Annotated in this window: 20 protein-coding genes and 3 tRNA genes; 11 read left to right on the forward strand and 12 right to left on the reverse strand. The window is 58.2% G+C overall.

Annotated features, from left to right (window positions below; translation table 11 throughout):
• Window positions 1-40 precede the first annotated feature (40 nt).
• Together gltX and gltA are read left to right on the forward strand one after the other, a co-directional pair.
• On the forward strand, window positions 41-1,441 hold the full coding sequence (gene gltX / locus I9185_RS04115; RefSeq protein WP_210092410.1) for a glutamate--tRNA ligase: 1,401 nt from the start codon (window positions 41-43) through the stop codon (window positions 1,439-1,441).
• 121 nt (window positions 1,442-1,562) lie between these two features.
• Window positions 1,563-2,858, forward strand: coding sequence for a citrate synthase (gene gltA / locus I9185_RS04120; protein WP_171632203.1), 1,296 nt, complete (start codon window positions 1,563-1,565; stop codon window positions 2,856-2,858).
• Between the two features lie 135 nt (window positions 2,859-2,993).
• Here gltA and I9185_RS04125 read toward each other — a convergent pair whose 3' ends face one another.
• Window positions 2,994-4,061 (reverse strand): PA0069 family radical SAM protein, encoded by a 1,068-nt coding sequence (locus tag I9185_RS04125; RefSeq protein ID WP_210092411.1) that lies wholly within the window; start codon window positions 4,059-4,061, stop codon window positions 2,994-2,996.
• 270 nt (window positions 4,062-4,331) lie between these two features.
• On the opposite strand from I9185_RS04125, the gene I9185_RS04130 reads away from it, so the two are divergent.
• The 3 genes from I9185_RS04130 to I9185_RS04140 all read left to right on the forward strand — a co-directional run bounded on the left by I9185_RS04130 (window position 4,332) and on the right by I9185_RS04140 (window position 6,951).
• The gene (locus I9185_RS04130) at window positions 4,332-5,030 is read left to right on the forward strand and encodes a B12-binding domain-containing protein (RefSeq protein WP_171632198.1); all 699 of its coding nucleotides are present in this window, start codon (window positions 4,332-4,334) and stop codon (window positions 5,028-5,030) included.
• Between the two features lie 146 nt (window positions 5,031-5,176).
• A complete protein-coding gene (locus tag I9185_RS20340) occupies window positions 5,177-6,214 on the forward strand; it encodes a Hint domain-containing protein (protein WP_210092412.1) in 1,038 nt (345 codons plus the stop codon).
• 77 nt (window positions 6,215-6,291) lie between these two features.
• Window positions 6,292-6,951: a DUF1638 domain-containing protein gene (locus tag I9185_RS04140; protein ID WP_171723198.1), complete on the forward strand. Its 660-nt coding sequence runs from the start codon at window positions 6,292-6,294 to the stop codon at window positions 6,949-6,951.
• 2 nt (window positions 6,952-6,953) lie between these two features.
• Here the strand turns inward: I9185_RS04140 and I9185_RS04145 are convergent, their stop codons facing one another.
• On the reverse strand, window positions 6,954-7,364 hold the full coding sequence (locus I9185_RS04145) for a SufE family protein (protein ID WP_210092413.1): 411 nt from the start codon (window positions 7,362-7,364) through the stop codon (window positions 6,954-6,956).
• A 139-nt stretch (window positions 7,365-7,503) separates the two neighbouring features.
• On the opposite strand from I9185_RS04145, the gene I9185_RS04150 reads away from it, so the two are divergent.
• Complete coding sequence (locus I9185_RS04150) at window positions 7,504-8,034, forward strand: hypothetical protein (protein ID WP_209832992.1); 531 nt, start codon at window positions 7,504-7,506, stop codon at window positions 8,032-8,034.
• 6 nt (window positions 8,035-8,040) lie between these two features.
• Here the strand turns inward: I9185_RS04150 and rnd are convergent, their stop codons facing one another.
• From rnd to purM, 3 genes are all read right to left on the reverse strand, one after another.
• A complete protein-coding gene (gene rnd, locus I9185_RS04155; protein WP_171723195.1) occupies window positions 8,041-9,198 on the reverse strand; it encodes a ribonuclease D in 1,158 nt (385 codons plus the stop codon).
• A 114-nt stretch (window positions 9,199-9,312) separates the two neighbouring features.
• Complete coding sequence (gene purN / locus I9185_RS04160; RefSeq protein WP_210092414.1) at window positions 9,313-9,909, reverse strand: phosphoribosylglycinamide formyltransferase; 597 nt, start codon at window positions 9,907-9,909, stop codon at window positions 9,313-9,315.
• The gene (gene purM / locus I9185_RS04165; RefSeq protein WP_209832986.1) at window positions 9,906-10,952 is read right to left on the reverse strand and encodes a phosphoribosylformylglycinamidine cyclo-ligase; all 1,047 of its coding nucleotides are present in this window, start codon (window positions 10,950-10,952) and stop codon (window positions 9,906-9,908) included. Before purM ends, purN begins: the two co-directional genes overlap by 4 nt.
• A gap of 106 nt (window positions 10,953-11,058) precedes the next feature.
• Between purM and I9185_RS04170 the strand changes: the two genes are divergently transcribed.
• Window positions 11,059-11,135, forward strand: a tRNA-Ile gene (locus tag I9185_RS04170).
• A 53-nt stretch (window positions 11,136-11,188) separates the two neighbouring features.
• Here I9185_RS04170 and I9185_RS04175 read toward each other — a convergent pair.
• Both I9185_RS04175 and I9185_RS04180 read right to left on the reverse strand, forming a co-directional pair.
• The gene (locus I9185_RS04175; protein ID WP_171115717.1) at window positions 11,189-11,746 is read right to left on the reverse strand and encodes a hypothetical protein; all 558 of its coding nucleotides are present in this window, start codon (window positions 11,744-11,746) and stop codon (window positions 11,189-11,191) included.
• A 98-nt stretch (window positions 11,747-11,844) separates the two neighbouring features.
• Entirely contained in the window at window positions 11,845-13,164 is a 1,320-nt protein-coding gene (locus tag I9185_RS04180; protein ID WP_209832982.1) for an ATP-binding protein, read from the reverse strand.
• Between the two features lie 44 nt (window positions 13,165-13,208).
• Here I9185_RS04180 and I9185_RS04185 point away from each other — a divergent pair, with 44 nt between their 5' ends.
• From I9185_RS04185 to I9185_RS04195, 3 genes are all read left to right on the forward strand, one after another.
• Window positions 13,209-14,123, forward strand: a complete 915-nt coding sequence (locus tag I9185_RS04185) for an MBL fold metallo-hydrolase (RefSeq protein ID WP_210092415.1) — start codon at window positions 13,209-13,211, stop codon at window positions 14,121-14,123.
• Window positions 14,124-14,199: 76 nt separating this feature from the next.
• Window positions 14,200-14,274: transfer RNA gene (locus I9185_RS04190), tRNA-Asn, on the forward strand.
• A gap of 127 nt (window positions 14,275-14,401) precedes the next feature.
• Window positions 14,402-14,476 (forward strand) — tRNA-Asn (locus I9185_RS04195).
• Window positions 14,477-14,497: 21 nt separating this feature from the next.
• Here the strand turns inward: I9185_RS04195 and I9185_RS04200 are convergent.
• The 4 genes from I9185_RS04200 to zwf form a co-directional block, all read right to left on the reverse strand.
• Window positions 14,498-16,117 carry a long-chain-fatty-acid--CoA ligase gene (locus I9185_RS04200; RefSeq protein ID WP_210092416.1) on the reverse strand — a complete coding sequence of 540 codons (1,620 nt, stop codon included), beginning with the start codon at window positions 16,115-16,117 and terminating at the stop codon, window positions 14,498-14,500.
• A gap of 186 nt (window positions 16,118-16,303) precedes the next feature.
• Entirely contained in the window at window positions 16,304-17,908 is a 1,605-nt protein-coding gene (pgi, locus tag I9185_RS04205) for a glucose-6-phosphate isomerase (protein ID WP_210092417.1), read from the reverse strand.
• Between the two features lie 4 nt (window positions 17,909-17,912).
• The gene (pgl, locus tag I9185_RS04210; protein WP_209832976.1) at window positions 17,913-18,584 is read right to left on the reverse strand and encodes a 6-phosphogluconolactonase; all 672 of its coding nucleotides are present in this window, start codon (window positions 18,582-18,584) and stop codon (window positions 17,913-17,915) included.
• Entirely contained in the window at window positions 18,581-20,035 is a 1,455-nt protein-coding gene (gene zwf, locus I9185_RS04215; RefSeq protein WP_171632169.1) for a glucose-6-phosphate dehydrogenase, read from the reverse strand. Before zwf ends, pgl begins: the two co-directional genes overlap by 4 nt.
• Before the next feature lie 163 nt (window positions 20,036-20,198).
• Here zwf and I9185_RS04220 point away from each other — a divergent pair, with 163 nt between their 5' ends.
• Window positions 20,199-21,152 (forward strand): radical SAM protein, encoded by a 954-nt coding sequence (locus I9185_RS04220; RefSeq protein ID WP_210092418.1) that lies wholly within the window; start codon window positions 20,199-20,201, stop codon window positions 21,150-21,152.
• Here the strand turns inward: I9185_RS04220 and I9185_RS04225 are convergent, their stop codons facing one another.
• Entirely contained in the window at window positions 21,153-21,815 is a 663-nt protein-coding gene (locus I9185_RS04225; RefSeq protein ID WP_210092419.1) for a hypothetical protein, read from the reverse strand.
• Between the last annotated feature and the right edge of the window lie 16 nt (window positions 21,816-21,831).

Below are 21,831 nucleotides of genomic sequence, written 5' to 3' on the forward strand. Positions count from 1 at the left end.
AACTATGCCAGATACGGTTACCAAAAGGTTAATCCTCACCATGACTGAACAGGTCGTCACTCGTTTTGCCCCCTCGCCCACCGGTTTCCTGCATATAGGCGGCGCGCGCACTGCATTGTTCAATTGGCTGTATGCGCGTGGTCAGGGCGGCAAATTCCTGCTGCGGATCGAAGACACCGATCGCGAACGTTCGACACCCGAGGCGACCGCCGCGATCCTTCAGGGCATGGCCTGGCTTGGCCTTGATCACGACGGCGATGTGATCAGCCAGTTCGAAGGGGCCGCTCGTCACGCCGAGGTCGCGCATCAGTTGCTGGCCGAGGGCAAAGCCTACAAGTGTTTCTCGACCCAGGAAGAAATCGCGGCTTTCCGGGACCAGGCGCGCAGCGAAGGGAAATCAACTCTGTTCCGCAGCCCATGGCGTGACGCCGATCCTGCGACGCATCCGGATGCACCTTTTGCCATACGCATCAAGGCGCCTCAGGACGGGGTGACCGTGATCCACGATCAGGTTCAGGGCGATGTGAGCATCCGCAATGACCAGTTGGACGACATGATTCTTCTGCGCTCGGACGGAACACCCGTCTACATGCTGGCAGTCGTTGTCGACGATCACGACATGGGTGTCACCCATGTCATCCGCGGCGACGATCACCTCAACAACGCCGCGCGGCAAATGATGATCTACGAAGCCATGGGCTGGGACGTTCCGGTCTGGGCGCATATCCCGCTGATTCACGGGCCGGACGGCAAGAAGCTGTCCAAGCGCCATGGTGCTCTTGGAGCGCAGGAATATCAGGCCATGGGCTATCCCGCAGCCGGGATGCGCAATTACCTGGCCCGGCTAGGCTGGAGTCATGGCGACGATGAGTTTTTCACGGACGCGCAGGCAAAGGAATGGTTCGATCTGGACGGGATCGGCAAAAGCCCTGCGCGGTTTGATCTGAAGAAGCTTGAAAACCTGTGTGGACAGCATATCGCAATCTCGGACGATGCTGCGCTGCGGCAAGAGATCGAGGCGTATCTGGCCGCAGCAGACCTTACGCCCCTTACTGAAACACAATCCAGTGATCTGGAACGTGCGATGTATTGCCTCAAGGACCGGGCGCGCACCTTCCCGGAACTGCTTGAAAAGGCTCATTTTGCATTGACAAGCCGCCCTATCGTTCCGGATGAAAAGGCAGCAAAGGCATTGGCAACTGTATCCGATGGTATACTGACGGAATTGACGCCGCATCTGCAAAATGCTAGCTGGTCGCGGAACGAACTGGAGGAGGCACTGAATTCCTTTGCCGAGTCAAAGGAGCTCAAGTTCGGCAAGCTGGCCGGTCCGCTGAGGGCCGCCCTGGCGGGTCGGGCCGTTACGCCTTCGGTTTTTGACATGATGCTTGTGCTGGGACGGGAAGAAACCCTGGCGCGGCTTTCTGAAGCAGCGAAATAACCCAAGCTTCATAAACGGGTAACGCTGCTCCGCTAACACCCGGACTGCGCGTCCACGCGCAGTCATTGCCCGTATCACCGGAGGTATCTCTGGCGTGCGCATGAATGAAGAAGGGACAACCATGACTGATAGCAACAAAACAGCCACTCTGACCGTTCACGGCAAAGAGTATGAGTTGCCTGTTCATTCTCCGACTGCTGGTCCGGATGTCATTGATATCCGCAAGCTTTATGGTCAGGCCGGCGTCTTCACCTACGATCCTGGGTTCACTTCGACCGCAAGCTGCGACAGCACCATCACCTATATCGACGGCGAAAAAGGCGAACTGCTGCACCGCGGCTATCCGATCGACCAACTGGCCGAGAAATCGCATTTCCTCGAAGTCTGCTATCTTCTGCTGTACGGAGAACTGCCGGCGGCAAAGGATCTTGAGAAATTCGAGACCACGATCACACGCCACACCATGCTGCACGAGCAGATGCAGTATTTCTATCGCGGTTTCCGCCGCGACGCGCACCCAATGGCTATTATGGTCGGCGTTGTCGGCGCGATGTCGGCCTTCTATCACGATTCAACGGATATCTCGGACCCGCAGCAGCGTGAAATCGCATCGCATCGTCTGATTGCCAAGATGCCGACTATTGCTGCATGGGCCTATAAGTACCACACCGGTCAGCCTTTCGTGTATCCGCGCAACGATCTGGACTATGCGTCGAACTTCCTGCGCATGTGTTTCAGCGTTCCTGCCGAGGAATATGAGGTCAACCCGATCCTTAGCCGAGCGATGGACCGGATTTTGACCCTGCACGCGGATCATGAGCAAAACGCCTCGACATCTACCGTGCGTCTGGCCTCATCTTCAGGTGCGAACCCGTTTGCCTGTATCGCAGCCGGTGTTGCTTGCCTCTGGGGCCCTGCCCACGGTGGCGCAAACCAAGCCTGCCTGGAAATGCTGGAAGAGATCGGCACCGTCGATCGCATTCCCGAATACATCGCCCGGGCCAAGGACAAAGACGATCCGTTCCGCCTGATGGGCTTTGGCCACCGCGTCTACAAGAACTTCGACCCGCGCGCCAAAGTGATGAAGCAATCGGCAGACGAGGTTCTGGATCTGCTAGGCATTGAAAACAACCCAAAACTGCAGGTCGCCAAGGAACTGGAACGCGAAGCGCTGGAAGACCCGTATTTCGCCGAAAAGAAGTTGTTCCCGAATGTCGACTTCTATTCGGGCATCATCCTCGAAGCGATGGGTTTCCCGACCTCGATGTTCACGCCGATCTTCGCCCTGTCACGCACTGTTGGCTGGGTAAGCCAGTGGAAAGAGATGATCGCCGATCCGCAAAACAAGATTGGCCGCCCGCGTCAGCTGTACCTGGGCGAAACGCTGCGCGATTACGTGGATATCGAAAATCGCTGATACGCGCCTTACGGCAATCTGTTTCGAAGGCCCCGGTACTGCCGGGGTCTTTTTGTTTGGGTTGAAGCAATGAGAGCGCGAAGACCCGGTGTTTTCCAGCACAAGACAGCACCGAACAAGCCGGGGCGCATAACCTCAGAACAGGCTCAGCTGATCGCCGGGCTGCGGCGGCACCGCAAACAAGTCGCAACGCAACGGGGCCGATTTTATGGACAGCCCCAGACGTTTGCAGGTCTTCAAGAACCTTTGAGCGATAATCCCGGCATACTCACCCTCGCCCCGCATTCTGTGTCCCCAACGCGGATCGTAGTCCCGACCCCCATGCATTTCCCGCAGTTTGGACATGACCTTTTCCGACCGCGATGGCTCATGATCGGCTAGCCAGCCCTGCCAAAGCTGCGATACTTCGCGCGGCAGGCGCAACATGATCCAGCTTGCGGCATCCGCTCCAGCCTCTTTCCCGGCCTCCAGAAGGCTTTCCAGTTCATGATCCGTCAGCCCCGGCACGATGGGTGATGTCATGACGCGCACCGGAACGCCCGCTTCCGTCAGCGTTCGGATCACGCGCAACCGCCGAAGGGGCGACGGCGCCCGTGGTTCCATTCGGCGGGACAATTCCGCATCCAACGTGGTCAGCGAAATACCAACCCGCACAAGTCCCCGGCCTGCCATGTCGGCAAGCAACTCCAGATCCCGCTCTATCAGGGTACCCTTGGTGACGATCGCGACCGGGTGGTTGAACTCACTCAAAACCTCAAGGCATGACCTTGTAATCATGTGCTTTTTCTCAATCGGCTGATACGGGTCCGTATTCGTACCAATTGCAATCGGCGCGACTTTGTAGGATCTGGCGGACAATTCCTTGCGCAGAACACGCCCCATGTTGGGTCGAGCGATCAGGCGGGTTTCGAAATCCAATCCTGCCGATAGCCCAAGATACGCGTGGCTGGGCCGCGCAAAACAGTAAACGCAACCATGTTCACACCCCCGGTACGGGTTGATCGACCGATCGAAGGGCAAGTCGGGGGATCGGTTGTAAGTAATAGCGCTGCGCGCAACCTCTTCACGTGTCTCGGTTCGCAGCGGCGGCAATTCTTCCTCAATGTCCCACCCGTCTTCGGTGGCCGTGGTGGCAAAGCATTCAAACCGACCAGCTTCGTTCGTCGTTGTTCCTCTTGCCTTGATCGTCCGCGCGATACTCATGTCATTCTGTTCTCTTTTTGTTCTAACGCAAACATAGGCTTGTCGCCAATTTGGCGCAAGCCCCGCCAAATCACAGATGGATTGAAGCGAGATGAAATCTCCGCAGGATGATCTTGCAGACTTTTCTATCGAGCCCCCCCATTTTTTGCCCTATAGGTCGGTCCCGAAACGACCGACGTCGCAATCGTCACAGTCACGATGCGACGTTTTGGCCAAAACGGAAAAAATGCCACCACGGGCCGATGGCCCGCCCAGCACAGGGAATACCCCATGTCCGACGAAGAAGACATCGTCCTGTCCGAATTGAATGACGACGAACTGGTCGAGCAGATGTTCGACGATCTCTATGACGGCCTGAAGGAAGAGATCGAAGAAGCCACCAATATCCTGCTGGAACGCGGATGGACACCTTATGACATCCTGACCAAGGCTCTGGTTGGCGGTATGACCATCGTGGGCCATGACTTCCGCGACGGCATCCTGTTTGTCCCCGAGGTTCTGCTGGCCGCAAACGCCATGAAGGGCGGCATGTCCATTCTCAAGCCGCTGTTGGCCGAAACCGGTGCACCGCGCGTCGGCAAGATGGTCATCGGCACCGTAAAGGGCGACATCCACGACATCGGCAAGAACCTTGTTTCGATGATGATGGAAGGCGCTGGCTTCGAAGTTGTCGATCTGGGCATCAACAACCCGGTCGAAAACTACCTGGAAGCGTTGGAAAACGAACAACCCGACATTCTGGGTATGTCGGCCCTGCTGACCACTACGATGCCTTACATGAAAGTGGTCATCGACACGATGGTCGAACAGGGCGTCCGCGACGACTACATCGTTCTGGTCGGCGGCGCGCCCCTGAATGAAGAGTTCGGCAAAGCCATCGGCGCGGATGCCTATTGCCGTGACGCAGCTGTTGCAGTGGAAACCGCCAAGGAATTCGTGGGCCGCAAGCACAATCAACTGGCTGGCTAAGACCCGAATAATACTGATTGAAAGGCCGTCCGATCCGGGCGGCCTTTTCGATTCCGAAGCGCCTTGTCACCGGAAAATCCGGATTATCCAATTCTAAACCAAAGCAGGTCTAAAAGAACGAGGCATCCACATCCCCAGGGGGTCTCGTGCCGACTACGTTCACAGCCATCTCGCTCGGCAAACTTGCCGATATCGACAGTTTCGAAGGCAACAACACAGCTGAAAACGCTTCGGTGCTTGTGGGGAAAACCTTTGGCGGGTCCGACGATCCGCTGGCAAATAACAGCGTCACCTGGAGCCCGGTCGGCAATCCGGGTTCGTACTACAACATGAACAACATGTCGGCCAATGATCGGCTTTCGATCAATGGCGGACCGCCTCAGACATTCGATGGCACTTCGGTCTACAACGCCACGATCACCTATTTTGACGGATCAACTGCCAGGATTTCCGCAGTTTTGGCGCAGGATGTGGATGGCAATACCTATCTGATGCCGGAATTCTCGGACAATTCGGACCAGTCCGCCTTGGAGGTTGGCCCTGTCCGCTCGATCACGCTCAACAGCCTTGCCGGAAACCGGTATTCAGGCCTGACATCCCGCCGTGAAGATTGGGATCTGGTGCCCTGCTTTACCCCCGGAACGATGATCCGCACCGAGCAAGGCGTGCGACCGATTGAAACCCTGTCCGTCGGCGACCGGATTGAAACCCATGATCATGGGCTGCAACCCCTGCGATGGATGGGGCGGCGAACCGTCAAGGCAACGGGTCCGCATGCGCCTGTTCTTTTCAAAGCAGGCGCCATCGGAAACACGCGCGACCTTCTGGTGTCACAACAGCACCGCATGCTGATTGGGGATTGGCGTCTCGAGCTGTACACCGGGCATTGCGAAGCCCTGGCGCCTGCCAAACACCTCGTGAACGAGTCCGACATCATACTGCGGCCCGGAGGGCTGGTGACCTACATCCACTTGCTGTTCGACCGGCATGAGCTGCTCTGGGCCGAAGATTGCCTGAGCGAGAGCTTTCATCCCGGCGCGCATATCTGGGACAGTCTCGGGTCTGCCGCACGGCAAGAAATCCTGTCGCTGTTTCCGGAACTGTCGCTGAACGGTGTTGCCGCGTACGGCCCGCTGGCCCGGCCCCTGCTGACCGCGTTCGAAGCGCATGCGTCGGCGGCCTGACATGAGATGTCGGATCGGGGCTTGCCCAAAGGCCTCAATCATCCTCCTATGGCAGCAGCCCCGAAGGATGCCAAGTGATGTCAAACGAATCCCTGCCAGATGATGCAGCCCTGACCACGAAGGGCTATGACGATACGGGCAAGGGAAGCATCCTGTTGATTGCCTGCGGCGCTCTTGCGCGCGAAATACTGGACATCAAAACACGGAATGGCTGGGATCACATGGCTTTGACCTGCCTGCCTGCGATCCTACACGTTCACCCGGAACGGATCACCCAGGCTGTGGAAGACGCCGTGGCCAAGCATCAGCGCAATTATGACAAGATCTACATCGTTTACGCCGATTGCGGCACAGGGGGCCTGCTTCAGGCCGCCTGCGAAAAGCTTGGGGTCGAAATGGTGAAGGGGCCCCATTGCTATTCCTTCTTCGAAGGAAATCAGGCTTTTCAGGACCGCGGAGAAGACGAAACAACCGCGTTCTATCTGACAGATTTCCTGGCCCGGCAATTCGACGCCTTTGTCTGGAAACCACTGGGCCTGGACCGCCACCCGGAACTACGTGACATGTATTTCGGCAATTACACCAAACTTGTCTATCAGGCCCAGATCGACAGCCCAGAGCTGACGGAACGCGCGCGCGAATGCGCAGACCGGATGGGGCTTGAATTCGAACGCCGGTTCACCGGTTACGGCGATCTGGAAAACACGCTCTCGGACTGGGCAAACCGCCCAAGATGAGATCAGGCGTTTTCCTGTGCGACCTGCCGGATGCGTTCGATCATCGACCGCAGGCCGTTCGAGCGCTGAGCGGACAGGTGGTCGTTCAGCCCAAGGCGTGTCAGTTCAGCCCCCGCATCGACTTTGGGAACTTCGGCCACGGGCAAACCGTTGTACAAGGACCGAAGAACAGCGATCAGGCCGCGCACGATCAGTGCATCGCTGTCACCATCGAACTTGAAGACGCCGGATTCAATCATCGGATGCAGCCAGACCTGGCTGGCGCATCCATGGACTTTTGTCGCCGGAACCTTGAATGCGTCGTCCAACGGCTCCATCGCCTTGCCCTGCTCGATGACATGGCGATACCGGTCTTCCCAATCCTCGAGAAACTCGAAATCCTCGACAATCTCTTCAAAGGCGGGCGTGGCCATGATGCGGTGGTCCTTTGTTTGCATTCACAATTGTGACCTAAGCCGGTGACCCGCCACTGTCCAGCCCCCGCGGTGGCTTTTCAACGCGAAGAAATTGCGCTAACCCATTGCCTGAACTCGTGTGAAAGTCTGTGGGTCCATGCAAAAATCTCTGTCCGTTCTCATCATCGCCACGCTGACCCTGACTGCATGCAGCAGCTGGCGTGACTCTCGGGTGAACCCGTCAAACTGGTTCGGATCCAGCAGATCTGTCGAAGCCGAAACACCGCCCGACCCAAATGCCGCCGACGCATTGGTTCCGAAGCAAGGCGGAGGAACCGGCCTGTTTTCCCGCCCCGATGCTGAAGACACCAGCATTCCAATTGGTCAGATCGACGAATTGCGCATTGACCCGACCCCCTCTGGCGCGATCATCTATGCGTCTGGCACGGCTGTCCGGCAGGGGGCATTCAACGCGCGTCTGGTTCCTGTTGAAAAGGAAGAAAACCAGAAGAACGGAACTTTGGAATTTGTGTTCCGTGTGAACTACCCCAGCTATGAGACGCCGCAAGGGTCGGAACGTACTCGGATGGTATCGGACGCCATCAATATCTCGAAACAGGAACTGGAAGGTATTCGGCTGGTCCGCGTGGTCGGACAACAGAACGCACTGGAATCACGGCGCCGGTAAGCGCCGTTACAGGGACACGACCTTGACCGACTGCCCTTTGGCCGCCAGGGCAATCTTTCCTTCGCACAGCTTGAGAGCATCCTCGCCAAAGACTTCGAACCGCCATCCCGACAAGGCTGGAACATCCCGCTCGCCGGCTGCAATCTGATCCAGGTCCGAGCTTGTGGCGATCAATTTCGCCGCCACACCTGAACTTTCGGTTTTGGACTTCAGCAGAACCCTTAGCAGGTCAGCCAGCGCCGGATTGACCTTGAGCTTGTCGCGCGAAGTGTCGACCTTGGGCAATTTGTCGGGCGGGCAATTCACGCCGCGCTTGACCGCTGCCAGAATACCTTCGGCGACCGCCCCTTTGCGGGCTTCGCGCAGCAACAGGCGGGATCCGCCCAAATCCGAATGTGTTTTGGGTTTGGTCGATGCCAGCTCGATCAGCGCGTCGTCTTTGAATACGCGGTTCCGGGGCACGTTGTTTTCCTGCGCATAGGATTCGCGAAACTGCGCCAATTCACGCACCACAGCCAGAAACTTGGCCGAGTTCGTGCGCGTTTTCACCCGCTTCCATGCGTCTTCGGGGCGGATGTCATATGTGGCAGGCTGTGTCAGCGTCCGCAATTCTTCGGCAACCCAGTGGCTGCGCTGCGTCTTTTCAAGTTCTGCGGCCAGACGCTCGTAGATCCCGCGCAAATGGGTCACATCCGCAAGAGCATAGTTTTTCTGAGCATCGGTCAGCGGGCGCCGGGACCAGTCGGTGAACCGAGAGGTCTTGTCGACGCCCTGCTTGCAGATTTTCCGAACCAGAGTTTCATAGCCAACCTGTTCGCCAAAGCCACACACCATCGCTGCGACCTGTGTGTCGAACAGCGGTTTGGGGAACACGCCGGCTTCGACCCAGAAGATCTCAAGATCCTGGCGGGCGGCATGGAACACCTTGACCACGCTTTCATTCCGGAAAAGATCGTAAAGCGGGTCAAGCGACAAGCCATCGGCAAGCGGATCGACCAGAACCGCGCTGTCTTCATCCTCGGACGGGACAGCCAATTGCACCAGACACAGCTTGGAGTAGTACGTCCGCTCACGCAGAAATTCGGTGTCGACCGTGATATAGGGATAGCCTTCGGCGGCCTTGCAGAAATCGGCCAGCTCTTGCGTCGTCGTCAGGGTTTTCATGCGCCGTACTAGTATCGCTCTTGTTTTTGTGCCTGCCCGTTTTTGTCCTCGTCCCGAGCGTCGTCGACGACCATAGGCCGATTATTACACGGGTGTAAATCACCCACAGAGCCTTCACGGCAACAGGACGGGCGACCTGTTGCCTTCTGCAAAGCGCCGCAGCACTTCGGGGTAGAGTTTATGCTCCCACACCAGCACCCGCGCAGCCAGCGATTCCGGTGTATCATCGGCTTTGATCGGGACCCGTGCCTGACCCAGAATCGGGCCATCATCCAGCGCCGCCGTCACCTCATGCACCGAGCAGCCGTGTTCGGAATCTCCGGCTTGAATCGCGCGGGCATGGGTGTGTAACCCTTTGTATTTTGGCAATAATGAAGGGTGGATATTCAGCATCCGGCCTTGAAACCGAGACACGAAATCCGCTGTCAGAACCCGCATAAAGCCGGCCAGACAGACAATGTCGGGGTGCGCCTCTTGCAGGGGCTTCAAAAGCTCGGCTTCAAAGGCGCTGCGGTCCCCCTTGAAAGGGCGATGATCAACCACTGCGGTCGGAATGCCACGGTCCGCAGCTTTTTTCAGCCCGCCTGCCTGCGCATCATTGGACAACACCAAACAGGGCCGCGCCGGATGATCTTTGGTCATGCTGTCAACAAGCGACACCATGTTCGACCCGCCCCCGGAGATCAGGATCGCGACGCGCTTCTGGCTCACAGCAGTTTGCCCGAATAGGCAACGCCGGGCGTTTCCGTGACGGCACCGATCCGAGCGACGGTTTCACCGGCATCGGCCAGCAGGGCTGACAGCTCATCCGCCTTGTCTGCGGCGCACACGACAATAAGGCCGATGCCGCAATTGAAAGTCTTGAGCATTTCCGCCTCAACGATACTGCCGGTCTTCGCCATCCAGCCGAAGACAGGGGGCAGTTGCCAGCTACCCAGATCGATCCGGGCCCCAAGCCCTTGGGGCAGCACGCGCGGAAGATTTTCGGTCAACCCGCCGCCGGTGATATGCGCCAGCGCATGCACACCACCTGCGCGAACCGCAGCCAAAGCCGGTTTTACGTAAAGGCGTGTGGGCGTCAGAAGTGCCTCACCCAGATTGCCCTCTCCAAAGGGCGACGGCGAATCCCAGCCCAGACCGGACAGTTCGACCAGCTTGCGCACAAGCGAATAACCGTTGGAATGCACCCCGTTCGAGGCCAGACCCAAAAGGACGTCACCGGCTTGAACGCCCGCAGGTAGATCTGCGCCGCGTTCCATCGCACCGACCGCAAACCCGGCCAGATCAAAATCGCCATCGGGATACATTCCCGGCATCTCGGCGGTTTCACCACCGATCAGGGCACAGCCAGACTGCGCACATCCTTCGGCAATCCCTTCGATGATCCGCGCCGCCGTATCGGTATCCAGCCTGCCGGTCGCGAAATAATCGAGGAAGAACAGCGGCTCGGCCCCCTGACAGATCAGGTCATTCACGCACATGGCCACCAGATCGACGCCGACCCCGTCCACGACGCCGGTATCAATCGCAATCCGCAGCTTGGTGCCCACGCCATCCGTCGCACCGACCAGAATCGGGTCCTGGTACCCGGCAGCCTTCAGATCGAACAGCGCGCCAAATCCACCCAGGCCGCTCATCACACCGGGGCGGTTGGTCCGCTTGGCGGCGGGTTTGATCCGATCGACCAGGGCGTTGCCCGCGTCGATATCCACACCTGCATCGGCATAGGTGATTCCGTTTTTACCCGCTGTCATGTCCGGTCCCTCAAGAAAGCTTTGCGGGCGGGTTAGTCGATTGTGGCGTTTGTTGCAACGGTCAGGCTTGACGCGGCCGTTCACCGTGATACCCAAGCGCCTAGGCGGGCCTGTAGCTCAATTGGTTAGAGCAGAGCGCTCATAACGCTTTGGTTGGGGGTTCGAGTCCCTCCGGGCCTACCATTTCGCCGAGACATCCAGGTGGGTTGTTGCCGTCTGGACGTTGATGCGCTGGCTCATCCGTCCGAATCTTCGAACCCAAAATAGGCGTCGAGCTCCTCTTGGGTTACTTGCCATTCATAGGAATAGCCGTCGCGCCCACCAAAGCTGTAATCCTCGTGACTGCCGGACAGGCTCGGATCTTGATGCACCGCCTCCAAATAGGTCTCGAATTCATCAGGATCGACCCAGAACGACGCATCCATGATCATCATGTAATAATCATAGGCGAGAGGCTCGTCGAACTTGCCGAAGTCATTCTGCAAATAGTCCAGCATTTCAGCGCAAAATATCGCCATATTGGCACGCACCTGAACCGGAAGAGGTGCCAGATCCTCGTCGCCATCCACCACGTCCTGCTGCGACGCATGCCACAACTCGGATGCCAACGATTCGATCAGGTCGGACCGCAACCATTTCAGACATGTATCGCCTGCCCCGATAAAACCGGTCAGACGTTCCACCCGCCTTTCATCGGTTTCGTCATACCACTGCCAAAGAGGCAGCAAGGCCGCAAGTGTCGCGCACCCGACAAACCCCTTTTCGGCCAATTTCACGAATCCTGCGATAACCATCCTGTGCGCCCCCAAAAAAGCAAAAAACTATGGGGACAGGATGCCATGGCCAGACAAATTAACAAAATTGAACCCCAAGCGCAGACATAACGGGGGGTCTATCGTCCGATTATTATGTCCGCGCAGAGCCCTCCGAGACGTTCGCTTTTCGACAGACGCAAAGCTCCACCATGCGCGCGCGCGACATCCGCCACAATCGCAAGACCAAGGCCAACGCCACTGCCCTGATTCTGATTGCGAGCCGGGTCGAGCCGCGTGAAAGGCTTTACCGCCTCTGTACGTTGGTCCGCAGGTATACCGGGGCCGTCATCCTCAACACGGATGCGCATCGATTTCGCGTTCAGAAACAGGCTGAGCTCGGCCCGGCTGCCATAGCGCATGGCATTTCCAATCAGGTTTTCCACCGCCCGGCGTACAGCCATGGGGCGTATCATGACCGTCCCCTGCCCCTCGACCGCGATCAGCTCTGCCTGATGACCGGCCCGTTTTGCATCATCCACGATCTGGCGGAGAAATTCATCCGGTTGGACCTCTTCCGCCGATCCCTCGGCAGCCCCACGCGAAAAGTCCAGAAACGCATCCAGCAAGGACTGCATTTCCGTGACATCCTTTTGCAACGGTGCGGCCTCGTCTTCCGGCAACATCGACAGTCCAAGCTTCAGGCGCGTCAACGGGGTGCGCAGATCGTGGCTGACACCCGACAGCATCAACGTCCGTTGCTCGATCTGGCGTTCGATACGGGACCGCATATCCAGAAACGCATTTCCCGCCGCACGAACCTCGATGGCTCCACCGGGTGAATACGGAACGATTCGCCCCCGCCCGAAGGCCTGCGCCGCATCAGCGAGGCGCGTAATGGGACGCAATTGATTCCGCATGTAAAGAAACGAGATCGTCGTCATGATGACCGCAAAGAACACCATAGTGACGATCAATTGATGCGGGGCCGCGGGCGACAACCTGCGCCGATCGAACGTCAATTGCAGCACTCCCAGATGCGTATTCAGATAAACCCGCGCCTCTTTGCTGCTGGGTAACGCCACGGCGGCAAGATTGGGCAACCTGGCATACAGTTCGGATTCGACCTGCGGGGCGATGAAATCGTACCATCGCCGCGCGCCAATCTCAGGCTGTTCGTTGACGCCCAGAAACCTGGCCTTCATCTCAAGGGCCTGCAAATCGGGACGAATCGACGCCAGCGCCTGTTGTTGCGTTTCCGCGTCCTCGATCATTGTCGAAATCAGCATCACCTCGCGGGATGCCGCGCGTGTCATCTGGCCGGTGACATCCTCAAGATGCTTTTGAAGGAACGCGATTCCCACGACCAGCAACAGCACGATCACCGGTAAAACCAGGATCAGCGCTGCCCGGGCGTAAAGACTGCGAGGCATATAAGGTTTGAGCCAGTGCGAAGACATGCGCTAAACCTAACGGGCTGACCGGACAAGAGAAAGAGCACAGAATGCAGGCACCAGATGATTTCGATCCGCCCGTCGGCCAGCCAGAGGAACTGCATCCGGGTTTGCGGCGTATTCTGGCCCCGAATCCCTCTCCGATGACCTATCGTGGCACCAACACGTATCTGCTGGGTGAACGCGACATTGCCGTCATCGATCCAGGCCCCGCAAGCGAGGCACATCTGGGCGCAATTCTGGATTCCTTGGCGCCGGGTCAAAGGATCAGCCATATCATTGTCACACATACGCATGTGGACCATTCACCCCTGGCGGCTCCGCTGGCGGCGCGCACAGGGGCGACGATTTATGCTTATGGCGGGCCCGAGGCGGGGCGCAGCGCCGTCATGACCGATCTTGCCGCGCAGGGGCTGACCGGCGGCGGCGAAGGCATCGACACCACGTTTCGCCCTGATGTCGAAGTGGCGGATAGTGAGACCATCAATGGCGACGGGTGGCAGCTTGAGGTCATTCACACACCGGGCCATCTGGGCAATCACATTGCTCTGGCCTGGCAGAACATCTGTTTCACGGCGGATCATGTCATGGGGTGGGCCAGCTCGTTGGTGTCCCCTCCGGATGGTGATCTGACCGACTTCATGACTGCCTGCCATCGGCTGCGCGCGCGCGACTGGTCGGTTTTCCACGCCGGCCATGGCGCACCAATTACCAGCCCTGCCCAACGTTTGGACTGGCTGATTGCACATCGCCAGACCCGCGAGGCGCAGATTCTGAGCGCATTGGAAAAAGAAGACGGGACAGCGCGGGATCTGGCTGGGCGCATCTATACGGATACGCCAGCGGCATTGCTGCCCGCAGCCGAGCGCAACGTTTTCGCTCATCTCGTTGATCTGACTGGAAAAAACAGAGTGACGCCCATTGGCCCACTGTCAGTTTCATCTGTTTTTCGGCGGCTTCGCTAAAACAGTAAAATTTTTTGATGGTTCTCGTACTTAACCACTGGACGTCCGGAATCGGGGTTGCTATACGCGCCTCAGTTCCGGCGTAGCTCAGCGGTAGAGCAGTTGACTGTTAATCAATTGGTCGTAGGTTCGATCCCTACCGCCGGAGCCAAAATCCCCCTTCGTTCAGACCTGCATTGGCGTCAGAAAACACATCGATTTATGCCGGTTTTTTTCGTCGAAAAACACACGCACCCTCTGGACGTCTGGAAACCGGATTGCTATACGGCGCGAACCGTTCCGGCGTAGCTCAGCGGTAGAGCAGTTGACTGTTAATCAATTGGTCGTAGGTTCGATCCCTACCGCCGGAGCCAATTCTCCACAACGAAGCAGACCTAGCCTGTCAGGGCGTCGCCGAACTCGGCCCGAAGCTTGCGTTTCAATACCTTTCCGGTCGCGCTCAGCGGCAATGCGTCGACAAAGACAACCTTGTCCGGGATCTGCCACTTGGCGATTTTGCCTTCGAAAAAGGCAAGCAAATCCTCTTCGCTGGGCTTTTCACCATCGGCTTTGACAGCAACCAGCAAGGGGCGTTCATCCCATTTCGGATGCGGAACACCGACCACGGCGGCCGTCGCAAGCTGGGGGTGGGCCACGGCGATGTTCTCAAGCTCGACCGAACTGATCCATTCCCCACCGGATTTGATGATGTCCTTGGATCTGTCGCGAATGGTCATGTAGCCATCCGGGTCCAAAGTGGCCACATCTCCGGTGGCGAACCAGCCATCCCGCAAAAGATCCTGATCCTGCAACTGGAAGTAGCTGTCCAGAACCCAGTGACCCCGCACCATCAAATCGCCCTGGGTTTCGCCGTCATGCGGCAGATCATTCCCATCTTCGTCCACGATTTTCAACTCAACCCCAAAGGGTGGTCTTCCCTGGCTCAGGCGGATCTTGTGCTGGTCTTCCGGTGGCAGCTTCAGGTGTTTGGCCAATGGATAATTCGTCGTGCCCAGCGGGCTCATCTCGCTCATGCCCCAGGCGTGGACCGTGTCAACGCCATAGGTTTCGCGGAAGGTTTCGATCATCGACGGAGGGCACGCGGCGCCGCCGATAACCGTACGTTCAAGGCTTTTGAGTTCGGTTCCGCATGCTGCGGCATGGGCCAGCAAGCCCTGCCAGATGGTCGGCACACCCATGGCCAAAGTCACGCCATAGGTGTCGATCAGATTGACCAGTGCCTCGCCGTGCAAATCCGGCCCGGGCAACACAAGCCGCGATCCCGACATGGCGCAGGCGTAGGGCGATCCCCAGGCGTTGACGTGGAACATCGGCACAACCGGCATAACAACATCCATCGCTGAATACCCGATCACATCCCGTGTGTTCGATGCAAAGCTGTGCAGCAGTGTTGACCGATGAGAATACAACACGCCCTTTGGATTGCCCGTGGTTCCCGACGTATAGCACAGACCGCAGGCCGTCTTTTCATCCAGGTCGGGCCATTGGAAACCTGCATCCCCGGTCTCCAGCAACTCGTCATAGAACTTCAGATCAGGAACCTGAGCCGCAGCCTCTTCATTGCAAGGCCCCATCAGAACAAAATGCTGAACCTCGGACAAAGCGTCATGCAGCGCGGCGACCAGCGGAATGAACGTCGCATCAAAGAACAGAACCCTGTCCTGAGCATGGTTGATGATAAAGGTCAGCTGCTCGGGGAACAGGCGGGGATTGACCGTGTGACAGACATAGCCCGCGCCCGACGTGGCAAAATAGATCTCAAGATGCCGCCGATTGTTCCAGGCCAGTGTCCCGATCCTGTCCTGCGGTTCCAGCCCCAGATTCGTCAAGGCCGACGCCATCCGTCGGGCATTCACCGCAATCTCGGACCAGTTGGTTTCAGTGACCGTTCCATCCGTTTCAACCGAAACAATCTCGGTCTGGCCGTGATAGCGGTCTGCGTGATCGATCAGCGACGAAACCAGCAAGGGCTGCGTCATCATCTGTCCTAGCATGGACATCCTCCCGTCCTTGGCGAGACCTTGGATGGCCTCTGCCTTGTCCATCTGGCATTGACGGCTTGGGGCGTGCCCCGATGCGTCAATGCAGTCGTTTCCTACGGAGGAACCCTGCCAATCATTTAATTGTCTGACAATAAAAGAATGCAGCCCAACACGGCCGTGGGCGGCATTTTTTCGCTCTTAGTTTCGGTGTTTCAGCGCGTAGGCGACCAATGCGGCGGTTGATCCGTCTTTACCGTCAGCACTGGCAACACCATCCACGACAGGTCCGAGCGAGTTGGCAAGTTCTTTGCCCAATTCCACACCCCACTGATCAAAGGAATTGATGCCCAGCAGAACACCTTCAACGAACACACGATGTTCGTACAGCGCGATAATCTGCCCCAGAACGAACGGTGTAAGCTTCGGATAGATCAGCGTTGTGGAAGGGCGGTTGCCCGGAAACACGCGGTGTCGCGCCTGCCGGTCAAGTTCGTCGCCATCAAGGCCTTTTTCCGCCATGCGTTCACGGGCTTCATCCAAAGACCGGCCACGCATCAAAGCCTCTGACTGGGCCAGACAGTTGGCCAAAAGCAGGCGGTGATGGTGGGTCAACTCGGGTTCGTGCCCTTCGGCGGCGACCATGAATTCGCAGGGAATGACATCCGTCCCCTGATGGATCAGCTGATAGAACGCATGCTGGCCGTTGGTGCCCGGCTCTCCCCAGACCACCGGCCCGGAAGGGGCAGCCAGCGCAGATCCGTCCATCGCGACAGATTTGCCATTCGATTCCATTTCCAACTGCTGGAGATAGGCCGGCAGGCGCAGCAGCCGCTGATCATAGGGCAGCACAGCGCGGCTGGTGCAACCCAGAACCTGACGGTGCCAGATGCCGACCAGCGCCAGCATCACAGGCATGTTTTCCACCCAATCCGCCGAGCGGAAATGCAGATCCATCGCCTGACCGCCTCGCAGAAACGCATCAAATGCATTTGAACCGACGGCAATCATGACCGGCAATCCGACCGGCCCCCAGACCGAATAACGCCCACCCACCCAATCAGCGAAACCAAATACATGCGCCTCGGGGATGCCGAAAGCCTGCGTCTTGTCCAGCGCGCTGGATACGGCGGCGAACTGGCGGGACGGATCACCTCCGCCCTCGGACATCCAGGCGCGGGCCGTGCGCGCATTGGTCATCGTTTCGATCGTGGTGAATGTCTTGGACGCGACAATCACAAGCGTCCGTGCAGGATCCAATGGGCGCAACGTGTCCGCGATGTGGGCCCCATCCACGTTCGAGACATAATGCAGGCGCGGCCCGTCATGATACGGAGCCAGCGCATGAGTGGCCATGACCGGGCCAAGATCCGACCCACCGATGCCGATATTGACCACATCGGTAAAGCTGCCCCCTGCCCCGGCAATCGCACCACCGCGGACTTCTTCGGCAAAGACCCGCATCCGATGCAGCGTGTCCAGAACCCCGGGCATGACGTCCTGACCATCCACTTCGACCGGGCCACCGTCCAGATTGCGCAACGCCGTGTGCAGCACCGCGCGCCCTTCGGTTTCGTTGATCTTCTTCCCGGTAAACATGGCGTCGCGCCGCGTCGCAAGCCCGGCATCTTCACACAATTGCAGCAGCGCAGCGCGCACGTCTTCATCAATCTGCGTTTTTGAATAATCGAACAGCAAATCCCCGGTCGAGGCTGAAAACGCCGCGGCCCGGGTTGCATCCTTTGCAAACAGGTCGACGATACGGCGGTCAGCCGCTGCAAGCGCCTTTAAAGCATCCAACTGCATTGCCTCACTCCGCCCAATGAACCGTCATGCCGCTGAGGACCGCGGCGATCGGTGCCTCTTCCGGTGGCATCGACATGGCCTTGTCCAATACGTCTCGTTTTGCCTGCCCGTAGATGATCAGATGTTTCGACAAAGCCCCGTCCAGCACAGGGGCCGTCAAAGAAATCCGGGGCTCTGGCTGCACATCGGTCCGGGCGACGATCAAGGTCGGCGCCTGGCTGTCGAGGGCCTTGTCCAGCCCGTCCATTCCGGGGAACAACGAAGCCGTGTGCATGTCTTCCCCCATCCCAAGGACAAGAACCGACAAAGGCAGCACCGGCGCGATCAGCGATTCAACTTCCGGCAAAGCCGATTCAGGCTCTGCGCCCGGAACATAAAGTGGGATATACTGTGCCACGGATGCCCGGTTGGTCAGCAGTCTTTCCCGGATCAGGCGTTCGTTCGAACGTTCGTGATCAGCCGGCACGCAGCGTTCGTCCGTAGGCAGAACCCGCACACGGTCCCACTCGAGATCGGCAGCACACAGGCTGTCAAAAACCGGCCCCGGTGTCGTCCCGCCGGGGACGGCCAATGCAACCGTGTCATTGTGCAACAAAGCGGTCTCAAGCTCACCCGCCAACGCGTTTGCCACATCGATGGCCAGCATTTCTCGGTCGGCATATTCTTGAATGTTCATGGCTTTATTCCCTGCCAGCGGCGACCATCCCGTTTCATCAGCAGCTCGGCGTCGCCCGGTCCTGTGCTGCCACTGTCATAAGGTTTGGGCACGTCCCCGCGCGCCAGCCATCCGGCGATGATCGGATCGGTCCAGGCCCATGCGGCCTCGACCTCGTCCCCACGCATGAACAGCGTTTGGTTGCCCCGTATCACGTCCATGACGAGGCGCTCGTAAGCATCTGGCGGGTCTTGATTCTCGGGCCCCAGCGCTTCGGCGAAACTCATGTCCAATGGCACGTCGATCAGCCGCATCCCGCCTGGCCCCGGTTCCTTGATCGTCACTTTCAGCGTGATCCCCTCGTTGGGTTGCAACCGGATCGATAGCGCATTGGCGTGACGCCCGGCCTCTTCCCCGAAAATCGAATGCGGCGCGTCCTTGAACATCACATTGATAATCGACGAACGCGCCACCAGCCGTTTGCCCGTACGCAGATAAAACGGCGTGCCTGCCCATCGCCAATTGCTGACATGCGCCTTCAGCGCCACATAGCTTTCAGTGGTCGAGCGTGGGTTGCCGACACATTCGCGGTATCCCGCCCCGTCCGGCCCTGCCGAAAACTGGCCGCGCACGATGTGATGCGGCTCCACCGGATCAAGCGCCCGGATCACCTTGAGCTTTTCATCTCGCACCGCGTCCGGATCGAACTTTGCCGGGGGTTCCATCGCAATCAGGCACAGCAGCTGCATCAGGTGATTTTGCACCATGTCCCGCATCGCGCCGGCGCGTTCATAGTATTCTTCGCGCCCATCGATACCGACGGTTTCGGCAACGGTGATCTGGATATGGTCGACATACTGGCTGTTCCACAGCGGTTCGAACAGCATATTGCCAAACCGTACGGCCATCAGGTTCTGGACGGTTTCCTTGCCCAGGTAATGATCGATTCGGTAGATCTGGCTTTCATCAAAATGCGCAGCCAGTGTGGCATTCAGCTCTCGCGCGCTGCCCAGATCATGCCCGAACGGTTTTTCCACCACGATGCGCGTATCTTCGGTCGCCAGATCATAGGCCCGGACCCGCTCGGCCAAAGGGCCGAACAGGCTGGGGCCGACCGAGAAATAGAACGCACGCACGCGGTTAGGCGACAGTTTTTCACCCAGCAGGTCCCATCCTTCGGCTGATACTGCATCCAGCGGGACATAATCGACCCGCTGTAGAAAACGGGACACTCTCTGGGACTCCGAAGCGCGGACCGCAGCATGTCGGTGCAGCGATTCTGCGACCATCTGCCGGAAATCTTCTGCGGAATGGCCCGCACGCGCTGCTGCGATAATCCTGGCATCCTCATGCCATTGCCCGGCGCAAAACCGACGGTAAAGCGCGGGCAGAATCTTGCGCTGCGCCAGATCGCCGGTGCCGCCGAAAATGATCAGATCAAAGGGATCAACAGGTATGACGCGTGAAACCATGAATTGTCCTTACCCCGCCCCTTCCGGCATGTCCAATGTTAGCGCAACCATACGGCAATAAATCACTCTGTTCAAAACTCTGTCAGAACCGCTGCGTCACCCTTACCAAATCCGCGACAAAGGGCTAGATCGGATTGATGACCTTTAAGAACCGGATGCGGGAATGAAAGACAACGCCCCACAGCTCGCCAATATCGGCAAGTTTCAAAACAAATCGGTGACAGCTGACGGCCAGACCCGCGCAAAGGTTTCCCTGACACGGCCCGAGACCCTTTGGTTCAATACGGGCACTTTGTGCAATATCGAATGCGTGAACTGCTATATCGCCAGCAGCCCGACCAATGACGCTTTGGTTTACATCACCGCTGACGAGGTCCGGAACTACCTTGATCAGATCGAAGCTCGCAACTGGCCCGTGCACGAGATCGGGTTCACGGGCGGTGAGCCGTTCATGAACCCGGACATGATCGACATGACACGCGCCGCGCTGGAACGAGGGTACAAGGTTCTGATTCTGACCAACGCAATGGCGCCGATGATGCGCCGTAAAATGCGCGACGGGTTGCTGGGATTGCAAAAGGAATTCAACCACATGTTGACTCTGCGCGTTTCGGTCGATCACTTCCGCCCGGCCCTGCATGACGAAGAGCGCGGTGACGGCAGTTTCGACAAAACCCTGGCCGGTATGGAATGGTTGCGCGACCACGGTTTCAACATGGCCATCGCCGGGCGTACGGTCTGGGGGGAGTCAGACGCGGAAAGCCGTGCGGGCTATGCCAGGTTCTTTGCCAGGCACAGATTTGACATTGACCCGCAGAACCCGGCTCAGACCGTTCTGTTTCCCGAAATGGACGAAACTGTCGAGGTTCCAGAAATCACCACCGCGTGCTGGGGAATTCTTGACAAATCCCCCAACGACGTCATGTGCGCCAGCGCCCGTATGGTGGTCAAACGCAAGGGGGCCGAAAAACCTGCTGTCCTGGCCTGTACCCTGCTGCCCTATGAGCCCGAGTTCGAGATGGGTCATACCCTGGCCCAGGCCGAGGCGGACGTGCATCTGAACCACCCTCATTGCGCCAAATTCTGCGTTTTGGGCGGGGCCAGCTGTTCTGGCTGATCAGTTCAGCTCGGGCGATTTCCAGAACTTGGTGCCGGACGCGCCGGCCGATACGCGCCAGCCCTTTTTGTTGAGAACAAAAAACGAGCGTCCATCAGTGAAACGCAGGGTTTCGCCCGTTTTATCCTCGCCATACATGGCCCCCGTTTCTGCGGTCGCGTCATAGCCCTGGTTTATAAACGTATCCAGATCAGCGGGGGTTTCGAACAGGATTACGAATTTGGTCTCGAAACCACCGATGCCGATGGCGCCGCCAACGCCGCCCGTTCCCATGTTCATATATGTGTGTTGCCCGGTGTCTTTCGACACCGCCACGCCCCGGCCATAGCCCGCCGACACAGGGAATACCGTAACCTTACGGGAGTCGAACACCGCATACCCGGCACTGACGTCATAAAGTGGCCGCGCATCGGGGTTTTCCGCCAGAAGCTGATCCAAAATCTCGCCTGCCATCGCGTCAAGCTTTGCGCGCGTTTCTTCAGGTGTTGCCTCGTTGGACAGCAGCTCCGAAGTGGACGTGATCGTATCGTCAACCGCTTCGGCACCTTTGTCGATCGTCTTCCCGACGCTCTCGGCACCTTTCTTGATCTTGTCCAGAACACCCTCGGCAAAAACGGGGCTGCTCATACAAAGCGCTGCAACAAAGAGAACGGCTCTGATCATTGTTTTTTCCTGTGAC

Source organism: Ruegeria sp. HKCCSP346 (assembly GCF_017872595.1).
Taxonomy (GTDB): Bacteria; Pseudomonadota; Alphaproteobacteria; order Rhodobacterales; family Rhodobacteraceae; genus Ruegeria.